This is a genomic window from Saccharopolyspora sp. CA-218241, assembly GCF_050954615.1.
GTDB classification, from domain to species: Bacteria; Actinomycetota; Actinomycetes; order Mycobacteriales; family Pseudonocardiaceae; genus Saccharopolyspora; species Saccharopolyspora cebuensis.
Genome location: NZ_CP191860.1, coordinates 2,784,364 through 2,797,961 on the forward strand (window position 1 = coordinate 2,784,364; position 13,598 = coordinate 2,797,961).

At 74.3% G+C, this 13,598-nt stretch carries 10 protein-coding genes; 5 read left to right on the forward strand and 5 right to left on the reverse strand.

Going from position 1 to position 13,598, the window contains the following annotated elements; genetic code table 11:
* Nucleotides 1–29: 29 nt before the first annotated feature.
* Together ACQP0T_RS13265 and ACQP0T_RS13270 are read right to left on the reverse strand one after the other, a co-directional pair.
* Nucleotides 30–1,178, reverse strand: a complete 1,149-nt coding sequence (locus ACQP0T_RS13265; protein ID WP_433873369.1) for a Glu/Leu/Phe/Val family dehydrogenase — start codon at nt 1,176–1,178, stop codon at nt 30–32.
* Nucleotides 1,179–1,396: 218 nt separating this feature from the next.
* A complete protein-coding gene (locus ACQP0T_RS13270; RefSeq protein WP_433873371.1) occupies nt 1,397–2,983 on the reverse strand; it encodes an aldehyde dehydrogenase family protein in 1,587 nt (528 codons plus the stop codon).
* Between the two features lie 271 nt (nt 2,984–3,254).
* On the opposite strand from ACQP0T_RS13270, the gene ACQP0T_RS13275 reads away from it, so the two are divergent.
* Together ACQP0T_RS13275 and ACQP0T_RS13280 are read left to right on the forward strand one after the other, a co-directional pair.
* On the forward strand, nt 3,255–4,061 hold the full coding sequence (locus ACQP0T_RS13275; RefSeq protein WP_433873373.1) for a serine hydrolase: 807 nt from the start codon (nt 3,255–3,257) through the stop codon (nt 4,059–4,061).
* A 182-nt stretch (nt 4,062–4,243) separates the two neighbouring features.
* Complete coding sequence (locus ACQP0T_RS13280) at nt 4,244–4,867, forward strand: hypothetical protein (protein ID WP_433873374.1); 624 nt, start codon at nt 4,244–4,246, stop codon at nt 4,865–4,867.
* A 41-nt stretch (nt 4,868–4,908) separates the two neighbouring features.
* Here ACQP0T_RS13280 and ACQP0T_RS13285 read toward each other — a convergent pair whose 3' ends face one another.
* Both ACQP0T_RS13285 and ACQP0T_RS13290 read right to left on the reverse strand, forming a co-directional pair.
* Nucleotides 4,909–6,522 carry an amidohydrolase gene (locus ACQP0T_RS13285; protein ID WP_433873376.1) on the reverse strand — a complete coding sequence of 538 codons (1,614 nt, stop codon included), beginning with the start codon at nt 6,520–6,522 and terminating at the stop codon, nt 4,909–4,911.
* A 7-nt stretch (nt 6,523–6,529) separates the two neighbouring features.
* Nucleotides 6,530–7,360, reverse strand: a complete 831-nt coding sequence (locus tag ACQP0T_RS13290) for a hypothetical protein (protein WP_433873378.1) — start codon at nt 7,358–7,360, stop codon at nt 6,530–6,532.
* 436 nt (nt 7,361–7,796) lie between these two features.
* On the opposite strand from ACQP0T_RS13290, the gene ACQP0T_RS13295 reads away from it, so the two are divergent.
* From ACQP0T_RS13295 to ACQP0T_RS13305, 3 genes are all read left to right on the forward strand, one after another.
* Complete coding sequence (locus ACQP0T_RS13295; protein WP_433873379.1) at nt 7,797–8,990, forward strand: Glu/Leu/Phe/Val dehydrogenase dimerization domain-containing protein; 1,194 nt, start codon at nt 7,797–7,799, stop codon at nt 8,988–8,990.
* A 245-nt stretch (nt 8,991–9,235) separates the two neighbouring features.
* Nucleotides 9,236–9,439 carry a cold-shock protein gene (locus tag ACQP0T_RS13300; protein ID WP_345366586.1) on the forward strand — a complete coding sequence of 68 codons (204 nt, stop codon included), beginning with the start codon at nt 9,236–9,238 and terminating at the stop codon, nt 9,437–9,439.
* 191 nt (nt 9,440–9,630) lie between these two features.
* Nucleotides 9,631–10,578, forward strand: coding sequence for an NAD-dependent epimerase/dehydratase family protein (locus tag ACQP0T_RS13305; RefSeq protein WP_433873381.1), 948 nt, complete (start codon nt 9,631–9,633; stop codon nt 10,576–10,578).
* Between the two features lie 49 nt (nt 10,579–10,627).
* On the opposite strand, the gene ACQP0T_RS13310 is transcribed toward ACQP0T_RS13305, so the two are convergent.
* Nucleotides 10,628–13,540, reverse strand: a complete 2,913-nt coding sequence (locus tag ACQP0T_RS13310; RefSeq protein WP_433873382.1) for an FAD-binding and (Fe-S)-binding domain-containing protein — start codon at nt 13,538–13,540, stop codon at nt 10,628–10,630.
* Nucleotides 13,541–13,598: the final 58 nt, after the last annotated feature.

A 13,598-nucleotide genomic window follows, 5' to 3' on the forward strand; every position in this document is an offset into this window, starting at 1 on the left:
CCGCGGCGGCGCACCGCCGCGGGGGTCCGCTACGCCGCGGGGAGCCGTCCGCGCAGCCGCATCGCGGTGCGCACCCGCTCCTGGGCCAGCTCCAGCGCGGCGTCGTGCGGCGGTACGCCGCGCTGGAGCACCGCGTCGAGCACCCGCACCGTGTTGGCGCGGGTGCGCTCGGCGACCGCGCGCAGGATCGCCGCCGGTTCCGGGCGGAACGCCGACCGCCGCGCGTCCATCGCGAAACCGGCGGCGATGGCGCCCCCGGCGTTGGCGATGAAGTCCGGCACCACGGTGACCCCGCGCTCGGCGAGCACCGCCCGCCCGGGAGGGGTGGTCGGCAGGTTCGCCCCCTCCACCACCAGCCCGGCGCGGACCCGCGCGGCCCGCTCGGCGTCGAGCACGTCCTGCCCGGCGGCGGGCACCAGCACGTCGCAGTCGACGAGCAGTTCCTCGCCGCGCCGGATCCGCTGGTGCGCCGGCGCCTTGGCCACGCAGGCGTCCCCGAACTCCTCGCGGGCGGCCAGCCACGCCGGGACGTCCAGCCCGTCGGCGGCGTGCACTGCGCCCTCCACCGTGGACAGCGCGACGAGCACCGCTCCCAGCGCGTGCAGCCGCCGGACGGCCGCCGCACCGACCGCGCCGAAGCCCTGCACCGCGACCCGCGCCCCGGCGACCGAACGCCCCCGGTGCGCCAGCGCCGCCTCGACCGCCTCGGCCACGCCGTGCCCGGTGACGCCGAGCTCGTCGTAGGGCACCCCGCCCAGCGCCTCGGGGACGCCGACCGCCGCGCCTCGGTCCCCGAGCTCGTCCTGGATGATCGCCGCGTCCTGCTCGGTCATGCCCATGTCCAGCCCGGCGACGTAGGACGCGGGGATCTGGTCGGCCAGCCGCCGGGCGAAGGCGCGCACGATCCGCTCCTTGTCCGGTGCGGACGGATCGGCGTTGATGCCGGCCTTGGCGCCGCCGTGGAACAGGTCGACCGCCGCCCACTTCCACGTCATCACCCGGGCCAGCCGGGCGATCTCGCCCACCGACACGTCCGGGCCCATCCGGGTGCCGCCCTTGCCGGTGCCGCGGGCGGTGTTGTCGATGACCAGCACACCGCGCATCCCGGTCCGGGCGTCGGAGACGCAGACGACCTTCTCCGGGCCCCACTCGTCGATGTCCTGCAGCAGATCACGCACGCTCGGTCGCTCCGTTCGCTAGGGGGTCGGACGAGGTCGTGCTCGGCGGGCTCCCGCGCGGTGCTCCCGGCGAAGCGCCGGGCATCGAAGCCGCTGGCGTCGACCGCGGGGACGCGGCCCGGCACCAGGCGCGCCCGACCGCACCTCGACCCCGGCTTCGGCGAGGTGGCGGGCGGCGCTGGTGCCGATCACCACCTCGGCGCGTTGCGGCAGCGGGTTCACGCCGGGCCGCCGAGTTCGGGCGGCAACCGGTAGTCGAGCTCGGGTTCCACGGTGCCGACGTCCATCTGGGCCTTCTGCAGCGCGCCGGAGAAGTCCCAGTTCAGCGACTGCCAGCGGGTGAACTGGTCGAGCACCCAGATGCCGGACTGGCGGCTGCCGTTGCCGGACCTGCCGTTGCCGCCGAAGGGCAGGTGCGCCTCGGCGCCGGAGGTCGAGTTGTTCACGCTGACCATCCCCGCGCTGGTGCCCTGCCGGAACCGGAACGCGGTGGCGGGATCGGTGGTGTAGACGGCGGCCGACAGCCCGTACCCGGGGGCGTTGCCGAGCTCGATGGCCTCGTCGAGCGTCCCGTAGGTGGTCACGCCGACGACGGGACCGAAGGTCTCCTCCCGGAAGACGTGGTCGTCGGGTCGCATCCCGTCCAGCAGCACCGGGTGGTAGTACAGGCCGGTGGCCGGGTCACCGGCGAACCCGGCGCGCGGCGCGGCCTCGGTGATCCGGCCGACGTGGTCGGAGCCGAGCGGGGTGTGGTGCTCGGCGATGGTGTCCAGCACCGCCTCGAACCCGTCGGCGAACTTGCGGTCCAGGAGCGGGCCGTAGAGCACGTCGCCGGTCGGGTCGCCGAGCGTCGCCGCCCGCAGCGCCGCGTCCAGCCTGCCGACGAACTCGGCGTGCACGTCGCGGTGCACGATCAGGTTGCCCAGGGAGGTGCAGCGCTGCCCGGCGGTCCCCCAGCCGGAGAACAGCGCGCCCTGCACCGCCAGGTCCAGGTCGGCGTCCGGGGCGACCACCATCGGGTTCTTGCCGCCGAGCTCGAGGCACGGGCTCTGCAGGTGCCTGCCGCACAGCTCGCCGACCCGCGCCCCGACGGCGCTGGAGCCGGTGAAGCCGACCTTCTGCACGGTGCCCGCCGCCAGCGCGGTTTCCAGCCCCGCGGAGGTCGCCTCCCCGTCGGCGTAGACCAGGTTGAGCACCCCGCGCGGCACCCCGGCCCGCCAGGCCAGCTCGGCCAGCGCCCGGGCGGCCCCCGCGGCGTACTCCGCGGGCTTCCACACCACGGCGTTGCCGCACAGCAGCGCGGGCACCAGGTACCAGGACGGCACGGCGACCGGGAAGTTGCCCGCGGTGATCACCACCGCCACCCCGACCGGGACCCGGAAGGTGAACAACTGCTTGTCGGGCATCTCGGAGGGCACCGTCTGCCCGTAGAGCCTGCGTCCCTCGCCGAGGAAGAAGTCGCAGGTGTCGATGATCTCCTGGACCTCGCCGAGCGCCTCGCCGTAGGGCTTGCCGATCTCCCGGGTCACCAGGCGGGCCAGCGACTCCTTGTTCGCCTCGACCAGGCGGCCGAGCCCGGCGACCACGCGACCGCGCACCGGGGCGGGCACCTGCGCCCACTCCCGCTGCGCCCGCTGGGCCTGCGCGGCGGCCTCGGGCAGCGCCTCGGCGCCGCCGAGCCGCACCCGGGCGACCACGTCGTCGAGGTCGGCCGGGTTGCGCGACAGGTATTCGGCACCGCCGTCGACCGCGCTCCCGGCTGGCGCCGGACCGATCACCGAGCTCAACGTCGACTGCACCGACATGCACCTCTTCCTGCTGGTTCGGACTGGCCGCGGACCCGGTGCGCCGGAGGTCACGCCGGGCTCCTGATCACCGTAGAGCGTCCGGGCGGGCCGGACGGAGGATCAGAAGAGTGATTTCTGCTCGAACTGAGCGACAGCTCCGCTGGTGCTCGGCGCGGGGAGCGGTGGATCTCCTGCGCTCTCGTCGCGCCGCCGCGTGATCGGGGGTGTTCGCGCGCCGGGCGCTGGGCCACGATGGCCTGCCGGACGGTCGGTCACGAGGAGGTGCGGGGTGGGGTTCGCCGAACGGCTGCGCGCGAGCGGGTGCTGGGAGGACCTCCCGGGGCGGGTCGGGGTCGCGGCCTGGGACCTCGACGAGCGGGAGCCGGTGCTGCTCGGCGCCGAGCGGGCGGTGCACCCGGCCAGCACGATCAAGGTGCTGGTGCTGGTCGCCGCGCTGCGCGCGGTCCGCGACGGCGCCCTGGACCTGGACACCCGGGTGCCGCTGCCCGAGCGCCGGGCGGGCGGTTCCGGCGTGCTGCCCGAACTGCCCAGCGTCGGGGAGCTGCCGCTGGCGGAGCTGCTCGCCCTGATGGTCGTGGTCAGCGACAACACCGCGACCAACGCGGTGCTCGACGCCGTCGGGTTCGCCGCCGTGGCCGACTGCGCGCACCGGCTGGGCTGCCGGGCGACCCGGCTGGAGCGCCGGCTGATGGACGAGCGGGCGCCCGGCCGGGTGCAGAGCTGCGCGCTGGACCTGGCCCGGGTGCTCGACGCGCTGGTCACCGGTGCGGCGCTGCCGCCGGAGCTGACCCGGCACGCCTTGGCCGTGTTGTCCCGCCAGCAGGTCCGGGACCGGTTGCCCGCGCTGCTGCCCGCCGGTGCCGGGTGCTGGAACAAGCCGGGGGAGTTGCTGGGGGTGCGGCACGACGTCGGCCTGATCGGCACCGCCGACCGGCCGCGCGCGGTCGTGGCGGTCCTCGTCGACGAGCTCACCGACGAGCGCTCCGCGACCACCACCTCCGGCGGTCCCGCGACCGCCGCCATCGCCCGCATCGGGGCCGCCGCGCACCGCGCCCTGGAGCCCGCGAACGGGTGATCCGCGGCCCGTTCCGGTCACTCGAATGTCTGTTCAAAACACCCTCTGAAGTGCTAAAATGTGTTGTCGGGCAGGGATTTCGGGGGTGTTCGCGCCATTGTGGACGGTCGCGGGGCGGCAGGGGTGGCCGCTGCCGACCGGCGCGGTGGCGGCCGTGCCCCCGCGACCGCGGAGGGGTACTCGTGGACGGCGTTCAGATCAGCCTCGGTTCGTTCCTCGACTACGCGCGCAGCACACCGCGCGGCTGCGCCGCCATCGTGCGCGACCAGCGCGGCATCTACCTCGATCCGCACAGCATGGCGTGGGCGTTCTACGGACCGTTCCGGGCGGCGTTGCGGCGGGCGGTGCACGCCACCGACCCGGTGGCGGTCGTGGCGGCGGCCGTGCACGCCGCCCGGCCGGTGCAGCAGGACCACTACCGGCGGCTCCACGCGGGCTTCGAGCGGTGGTGGGCGCGCACCAAGGCGGTCGGCGTGCCGCTGGGCTCGGCGGTGTGGCCGTGCGGCGAGCTGGCGATCACCGTCTCCGGGCGCAGCGCGGTGGCGTTGCGGTACGCCGACGGCGGGACCGAGGTGGTGCTGCCCTACCTCAAGGAACCGGAGCTCGACGGTGGCACCGCGAACCTGGCGCTGCGCGTGCTGGAGAGGGCGATGCCGGACCTGCTGCCCGGCGCCCGCCCGATGGTGCTCGACGTGCGGCGCGGTCGCCCGCTGCGGTTGCGCCGCAACGCCAACCGCGCCGAGCTCGACGCGCTGATCGCGGCGGAGTCGGCCAAGTACCTGGTGCACTGGGACGCGGTGGCCTGACGCGGCGCCCCGCTCCCGGTCCCCGGCGGGACCGGGAGCGCTCAGCGCTGGTGGGCGATCCGGCCGCCGACCACGGTCAGGTCCACCGCGCAGTCGCCGATCTCGTCGGCGGCCAGCGCGAACGGGTCGCGGTCCAGCACCACCAGGTCGGCGGCCATGCCCACCGCGAGGGTGCCGCTCTCGTGCTCCAGCCGGTTGACCCGGGCGCTGCCCGCCGTGCTCGCGGTGAGCGCGGCGAGCAGGTCCAGCCGTTGCTCGGGCAGGAACGCCGGGACCTCGGACCCGGGTTCGCGGCGGTGCACCGCGACGTGCGCGGCCCGGACCGGGTCGGCCTCCGACACCGGCCAGTCGCTGCCCACCGCGAGGTCCGCGCCCGCGTCCCGCAGGGCGCGGAACGGGTACTGGCCGTCGGCGCGGGGACGGCCGAGCCGGGGCACGGTCAGCTCGGTCATCGCCGCGTCGTTGATCGCCCACAGCGGCTGGATGGTCGCGGTGACGCCGAGCGCGCCGAACCGGGGGACGTCGTCGGGGTGCACCACCTGCACGTGCGCGATCTGGTGCCGCCCCCGGCGGCCCGAGGCCGCCACCGCGTCCAGGGCGTCGCGCACCGCCCGGTCGCCGACCGCGTGGAAGTGCACGTCGAACCCGGCGGCGTCCAGGGCGACCACCGCCTCCCGCAGCTCCGGTGCGGTCAGGAAGGACAGGCCGCGGTGCCGCCCCGCCGGGGCGGTGTCCAGGTAGGGCTGCAGCAGCGCGGCGGTGAGGCTCTCGCAGACCCCGTCCTGCATGATCTTGACCGCCTCGGCGGTGAACTTCTCGCCCCGGCTCCGGTCCCGGCGCTCGCGCAGCTCGGGGAGCTGCTCGACGCCGCGCTCCCGGTCCCACCACAGGGCGCCGCGCACCCGGGCCGTCAGCAGGCCGCGCCGGTCGGCGTCGCGGTAGACCTCGAGCGTGTCCGCGTACCCGAGGTAGGGGCCGACGATCGCGTCGTGCCACATCGTCACCCCGCGCTCCAGCAGGTGCCGCTGGCCTTCGAGCAGTCCCGCCAGGTACTCCTCGCGTCCCGCTGATGGCAGCACCCGGGCCACCAGGCCGGTGGCGCCCTCGTGCAGCATCCCGGCCGGCGACCCGTCGGCGGCGCGCTCGACCCGGCCGTCGGGCGGGTCGGGGGTGTCCGCGTCGATCCCGGCGGCGCGCAGCGCGGCGCTGTTCACCCACGCCCCGTGGTGGTCGCGGTTGACGAGGTAGGCGGGCTGCGTTCCGGTGACCGCGTCCAACGCCTCCCGCGACGGGGTGCCGCCGGGGAACAGGCCCATGTCCCAGCCGCCGCCGAGCAGCCAGCCGGACGGGTGGGCGGCCCGGTGCGCACCGATCCGGCGCAGGCAGTCGGCGGCGCTGGTGCTCGCGGTGAGGTCGCAGCGCAGCCGTTCCAGCCCGCCGTAGACGGGGTGGGCGTGCGCGTCGTGGAATCCCGGCAGCAGCAGCCTGCCGCGCAGGTCGACCACCTCGGTGGCCGGCCCGCGCAGCTCCGCGGCGGCGGAGCCCAGCGCGGCGATCCGCCCGCCGCGCACGGCCACCGCGTCGGTGACCGGGTGCGCGGGGTCCATCGTGGCCACCCTGCCGCCGGTGAGCACCAGCTCCGCCGCACGCGTCATCGGCCGGTCACGAGCGCTGTTCCCCGGTGATCTCGGCGACGACCCGCTCGCGGGTCGGTTCGTCGACCTCCGGCAGCCGGAAGCCGCTGCGCCGGATGTGCTCGACCAGCTCGTCCTCCGGTGCGACCCCGTGCCTGCGCAGGTAGTAGCCGACCGCGCCCGGCCAGATCCAGCTCCCGTCGGTGTGGAAGGTCAGCGGCACCGCGGCCTCCCCGGCCGGGTCCAGCCGGTCGGCGTCGAAGCTGCGCGCGGCCAGCACGATCGGGGCGCTCTCCAGGTAGGCCAGGAGCTGCTCGTGCAGCCCGGGTTCCACCGCGGGGCGCTGCGTGATGGGGCGGCCGTCGCGGTCGAAGACCGCCGCCGTGCGCAGCGACGGCCGCTGGTCGCCGGGCTGCGGGGTGCCCGCCCGCTGGGCCAGCCATTCCGGGACCACCGAACCGGTGCGCGGGAAGCGGTGCAGCTCCTGGGCGTAGGCCTCGGCGGGCGGTGCGGTGCGCCACGCCGGTTCGTGGTCCCCGTTGAAGTCGACGGTGTAGCTGCCCGGGCGCTGCAACCGGTAGAGCGCGCTGACCCAGGTGCCCCGCTCCGGTTCGTACATGCCGGCGCGCAATCGGGTGAACAGCGCCATGACGTCGCCGGGCGGGGCGATGGGGATCTCGGTGCCGTTGGGGGCCAGCAGCGACGCGACGAGCTCGCGGTGCGACCCCACTTGGCGGTACTCCACGTTCGCCGCCTGCCATCCCGGGGGGAGCGCGAGCGCGATCGTGCGGCCGATCTCCTGGATCAGCTGCTGTTGTGCTTCCTGGTCCAGCGATCCCGAATCGTGGGGTTGGCTCATGCCCTCATCCTCCCAGCCGCGCGCCGGGCGGGTGAACGGTTCCCCGAGAACGACGTGCCCGCCGAATCCTCGTCACGGTGGCTTCGGCCTGCGGTTACCCTCCGCAGTTTGAATGTCGTCCAGAAGTGTGAGCGCGGGCATTCCTCAACTCCATTTCGCGGCGGTGGCCACTCGTTGAGATGACGGTGAAATGTCCGAGCCGATGATTGTTGACAATCCTCGGAGCCGGGCCTTAGCTTCGAGCCATCCCACGACGGACCGCGGAGGTGACCATGCTGCGCATCCTCTTCGCCAGTACGCCCTCGCACCGCCGGCATTCCAGCCGGTGGCATCGCTGAACCGAATCCGCGCGTCGCGGTCGGACCCTCTCGAACCCAGAGCCGGCGGGCACTCGCCCGAGTCGGCTTGTTACGCGCACGGAAAGGAGGTTGGGCCGGTGGCACTCGTCGACCACGACCCGTTGCTGAAGGTGACCTGGACCGACCCGGTCACGGGCAAGAACGGCTATCTGGTGGTGCACAGCCTGGTTTCCGGTCTCGCCACGGGCGGAACCCGGATGCGGGCCGGCTGCACGCTGTCGGAAGTGGCGGACCTGGCGCGCGGCATGGCGCGCAAGACCGCGGTCTTCGGACTCCCGGTGGGCGGCGCCAAGGGCGGGATCGACTGCGATCCCAAGGACCCGGATGCCACCGGCGTGCTGCGCCGCTTCATCACGGCGATGCGCCCGTGGGTCGACACCCACTGGGTGACCGCCGAGGACCTCGGGGTGCCGCAGCACCTGATCGACGACATCTTCGCCGACCTCGGCCTGCACCAGTCGTACCACGCGGCGATCCGGCGCTCGCCCGACGTGGAACGCACCCTCCGCCGGGTGCGGGCCGGGTTGAACGCCCCGGTGCCCGGCGGCCTGCTGCTCGGTGACGTCGTCGGCGGCTACGGCGTGGCGCAGAGCTGCCTCGGCGTCGTGCACGCCCGCGGCTGGAACCACGCCCGGACCGCCGTCGCGGTGCAGGGCGTGGGCACGATGGGCGGCGGCGCGGCCTACTACCTGCACGAGGCGGGGCTGGACGTGGTGGCGGTGGCCGACGCGGCGGGCACCCTGTACCACCCGGACGGCCTGGACGTGCCCGCGCTGCTCGACGCCCGTGACCGGTACGGCGAGATCGACCGCTCGCAGGTCCCCGCCGACGTGCTCCGGCTGCCGCGCGAGGCGGTGCTGGAGATCGAGGTGGACGTGCTCATCCCGGCGGCGATCTCCTACGCCATCACCCCGGACCGGGTGCCCGCGGTGGCCGCCCGGGTCGTCGTGGAGGCCGCCAACACCCCGGTGACCGAGGAGGCCGAGGAACTGCTCGCGGTGCGCGGCATCCCGGTGATCCCGGACTTCGTGGCCAACGCCGGGGCGGCGGCCTGGGCGTGGTGGCTGCTGCTGGGCCGCGTCGACGCCGACCCGGTGCTGTCCTTCCAGGTGCTGCGCGAGGAGATGCTGGCCAAGATCCCGCCGCTGCTGGCGGCCTGGGACGCCGAGCGCACCACGCCGCGACGGGCGGCGCTGGGCCTGGCCGACCGGCAGGCCGAGCAGAACCGGGTGGCCGAGCAGGAGGGCCGGGTCCTGCTCAGCATTCCTTGAACGGGGCCCGCGAGGCGTTCCCGGCAGGGACGTGACCGGCGGCGATCGAGGTGTGACAACCCGCAACCGCAGTGCTAGCGTGGCGCTTGGTTGCAGTTTTGGTTGCCAGCAGTATGGAAAGCGCCTGCGGCGAACCGCAGGCGCTTTTTCCGTGCCGGGGGCCTCCTCGGGCCGGGTGATCAGTACCGCGACTCGGGGTCTGCGCAGTGTTGACCCCTGGCCACGACACACAGGAGCTACAGAGCATGACTACCGGTACCGTCAAGTGGTTCAACGCGGAGAAGGGCTACGGCTTCATCAAGCCGGACGACGGCGGCTCCGACGTTTTCGCCCACTACTCGGCGATCGACGCCACCGGTTTCCGCACGCTGGATGAGGACCAGCGGGTGGAGTTCGAGATCACCCAGGGGCAGAAGGGGCCGCAGGCTTCGCAGATCCGCGCCCTCTGAAACCCCCGCACTTCCCGTTCGGCGGTGGAACGCGCTCGGCTCGGCGCGTTCCACCGCCGAACTTTCGCATTCACGGCACTTGTCCGCTTCTGCGTTCAACAGAACGTCACGGTGATTTTCACTCTTCGGGGCGTGCGTTGCACCGGTAGGATTTCAGCCCGCTGCACATCGAGCACCGTGCGAGGTGGGAAGTGCCCTTGCGTGTCGTTGTCGCCGGTGCGTCCGGTGTGGTCGGTCGGACGCTGCTCCCGCTGCTGCGCGCCCGCGGTCATCATGTGACGGCGCTGGTCCGCCGATGTCCCGACCGGTCCTGCGCCGAGCAGGCCGACGAGGTCGTCACCGCCGACGTGCTGGACCTGGCGGCCCTGCGCGAGGCGCTGACCGCCGCCGCCCCGGACGTCGTGGTCGACCAGATCGCGGGGTTCGGCCCGGCCGGTCCGCACGACGCCGAGGCCGCGCGGCGGGCCGCCGACCGGCGCGCGGCCACCGCCGGGAACCTCGTGGTGGCCGCCGTCGCGGCCGGTGCCCGCAGGGTCGTCGCGCAGAGCACCGCCGCGGCCTACCGGCCGCACGGGCACGAGGTGCTCGACGAGGAGGCGCCGCTGTGGACCGACGCCCCGGGCTGCTGGGGCGACCTGGTGCGCTCCATCGCTTCGGTCGAGGAGGCGGTGCTGACCTGCCCCGGCATCGAGGGCGTCGCGCTGCGCTACGGCGCGCTGTACGGTCCGGGTACCGAGTTCGCCCCGGGCGGCACGGTGCACGAGCAGGTGCGCGGCAGCGCGCTCCCGGTCGTCGGCGACGGGTTCGGCCTCACCTCGTTCACCCACCTCGATGACGCGGCGGGCGCCGTGCTGGAAGTCCTCGACGACATCGATCCCGGCGCCTACAACGTGGTCGACAACGAGCCCGCCGAGTGCGCGGAATGGCTGCCCACCTACGCGCGGATGATCGGCTGCCCGGCACCGGTGTCGCTGACCGTGGAGCAGGCCGAGGCCCAGTTGGACTGGCTCACCGTGCACCGCCTCACCGAGCAGCGCGGCGCGACGAACTTCCGGCTCCGCGAGACCGTCGGCTGGCGCCCGGCCTGGCCCAGCTGGCGGGAGGGTTTCGCCGAGCTGCTGGGCCACTGGCCGGGCTGAGGTCCTTCGTGCCCCGTCCCGTTCCTGAGGCACCGGCCGGGATGCGCGCTCAGCCGAAGACGGCGTCGTGGAGCAGCAGGACCGGGTGCACGGCCTCGGTGCCGGTGCCGTGCCCGATCTGCTGGCGGCAGGAGACGCCGGTGGCGGCGACGCGGGTGCCCGGCGCCGCGCCCTGCACCGCGGGGAACAGGCGTTGCCCGCCGATGCGCATCGACAGCTCGTAGTGCTCGGCCTCGAAGCCGAAGGAGCCCGCCATCCCGCAGCACCCGGCGTCGAGCTCGGTGACGCGGGCACCCGGCAGGTGGCGCAGCAGCCGCGCGGTCGCCGAGGTGCCCAGCACCGCCTTCTGGTGGCAGTGGGGGTGCAGCAGCACCTCCGCGCCGGGGTCCCCGGTGGGCCGCAGGGTGCCGTCCTCGAGTGCCTCGACCAGCAGTCCCTCCACCAGCCGGGCCTGCCCGCCGACGAGGGCGGCGCGCGAGTCCGGCAGGAGCTGCTGGTGCTCGTCGCGCAGCGTGCTGATGCAGGAGGGCTCGCAGCCCACGATCGGCACGCCGCGCTCGGCCTCGGGGGCCAGCGCGCGCACCAGCCGGGCGGCCTGCTTCTTCGCCGCGGGCAGCAGCCCCTTGGAGATCTGCGGGCGGGCGCAGCAGACCGACGATTCCAGGCGGACCCGCCACCCCGCGTGTTCGAGCAACCGGATCGCGGCCCGGGCGATCTCCGGTTCGGTGTGGCTGGTGAAGGAGTCGGCGAGGAACACCACCTCGCCGCGCGAGCCGGGCGCGATGCCGTCGGCGACGGGCACCGCGGGGCGGCGCCGCCACCAGCGCAGCAGGTGGTCGCGGCGGAATTCCGGCAGCGGCCGGCGCCGGTGGATGCCCAGGAGGCGGTGCGCGGCCCGGCGCACCGGGGCGGGCCGGGTCAGCGCGGTGGACAGCGGCGCGGTCAGCGCGCCGAGCCGGTACAGCAGCCGGGTGGCGCCGAACAGCCGCGACCGCAGGTCCACGCCGTGCCGCTCGTGGCGGTGGGCGAGCGCCTCGCTCTTGAGGGTGGCCATGTCCACCGACATCGGGCACTCGTGCTTGCACGCCTTGCACTCCAGGCACAGGTCCAGCACCTCGGTGAGCCGCTCGTCGCCGAGCTCGTGCTGCGGATCCGGTGCCGACAGCGCCTTGACCAGGGCGTTGGCCCGACCCCGGGTGGAGTGCTCCTCGGCGCGGGTGGCCATGAACGACGGGCACATCACGCCGCCGGAGGTCTCGGGCTTGCGGCAGGCACCGATGCGCATGCAACGGTCGGCCTCACCGCGCATCCCGCCGCGGTGTCCGAAGTCGAAGTGGGTGCGCAGCGCCGGGGCCACCGGCAGCGTCGGCTCGCGCAGGTTGTCCGTCATCGGCGGGGCGTCGACGATCTTGCCCGGGTTCATGATGCCGTCCGGGTCGAACAGCCGCTTGACCCGGCGCATCGCCTCGTAGACCTCCTCGCCGAAGATGGTGCGGTTGAACTCGCTGCGGGCGTAGCCGTCGCCGTGCTCGCTGGAGTTCACCCCGCCGTACTCCAGCGCGAGCGCGCAGACCTCCTCGGCGACCTGGCGCATGGTGCGCACCTGGTCCGGGCGGCTCAGGTCCATGAACGGCCGCACGTGCAGGCAGCCCGCCGAGGCGTGCCCGTAGAAGCCCGCGCGCAACCCGTGCCGGTCCAGGATCCCGGCGAACCGCGAGGTGTACTCCGCGAGGTGCTCGGGCGGGACGGCGGTGTCCTCGACGAAGGCGATGGAGCGCTCCCCGGGTTTGCCCGCGGCCATCAGCAGCCCGAGCCCGGCCTTGCGCAGCGCGCGCAGCGGGGCCAGTTCGGCTTCCTCGGTGGCCAGCTTGGTCGCGTAGCCGTGCCGCTCGGCCCGCCACGCCGACACCAGCTCCTCGGCGTCGTGGCGGGCCTGCTCCGGGGTGTCGCCGTAGAACTCGGCGAACAGCAGCGCCTTCGGCTCGCCCTCCAGCGCGCCGAACAGGTGCCGGTGCTGCGGGGAGCGGCGCGCCAGGTCGAGGATGAACGCGTCCACCATCTCGATCGCCGCCGCCCCGCGGTGCATCGCGGTGTCGGTGGCGGCGATGGCGGCGGTGGTGGAGTCGAAGTGCCCGACGACCATCACCACCGACGCCGGTTTCGGGGTCAGCCGGACCACGGCTTCGGTGACGGTCACCAGGGTGCCTTCGGAGCCGACCGCGAACTTGGCCAGGTCGAGCGGCCCGTCGGCCAGCCGGTCCAGCCGGTACCCGCCCGCCCGGCGCCAGAAGGTGTCCTGCTGGACGGCGAGCGGGCCGCGCACCGAGTCGACGATCCCGGGCAGCTCGCGGACGATCCGCCCCTCCAGACCGTCCACAGCGGACCGCGCGGCGCGTTCGTCCGGACCGAGTTCGCGCAGCGTCGCGGTGCTGCCGTCGGCGAGCACCACGTCGAGCTGCTCGACGTGGTCGATGGTCATGCCGTAGCGGGCGGAGCGCGAGCCGCAGGAGTTGTTGCCGATCATGCCGCCGAGCGTGGCGCGGTTGCTGGTGGAGGTGTCCGGGGCGAAGAACAGCCCGTGCGGTGCGGCGGCGCGGTTCAGCTCGTCCTGCACGAGCCCCGGCCGCACCCGCGCCCGCAGCGCGTCGGCGTCGAGCTCGACGAGCTCGTTGAGGTGCTTGCTGGTGTCCAGCACGACCGCCTCGCCGACCGTCTGTCCGCAGTGGCTGGTCCCGGCACCGCGCGGCAGCACCGCCACCCCGGCGTCCCGGCACAGCTCCACCGCGGTCGCGACGTCCCCGGCGTGCCGGGGGAAAACGACGCCGAGCGGCCGGACCTGGTACATGCTCGCGTCGGTCGAGTACAGGTGCCGGGTGTAGTCGTCGAAGCGGACGTTGCCGTCGAGGCGGCGGCGCAGGACGTCGGCGAGGTGATCGGTGCGAGCGGGGGCGACGTGGACCACGGTTGCTCCTCTGCGGGGCTTGAACCGACGCGGTGATGTGTCAAGGCTGGAGTGAGCT

Excerpts from the sequence above, each read along its gene's own strand:
- ACQP0T_RS13290 (WP_433873378.1), bottom strand. The coding sequence starts at position 7,360 with ATGAGCCAACCCCACGATTCGGGATCGCTGGACCAGGAAGCACAACAG.
- ACQP0T_RS13270 (WP_433873371.1), bottom strand. The coding sequence starts at position 2,983 with ATGTCGGTGCAGTCGACGTTGAGCTCGGTGATCGGTCCGGCGCCAGCC.
- ACQP0T_RS13285 (WP_433873376.1), bottom strand. The coding sequence starts at position 6,522 with ATGACGCGTGCGGCGGAGCTGGTGCTCACCGGCGGCAGGGTGGCCACG.
- ACQP0T_RS13300 (WP_345366586.1), top strand. The coding sequence starts at position 9,236 with ATGACTACCGGTACCGTCAAGTGGTTCAACGCGGAGAAGGGCTACGGC.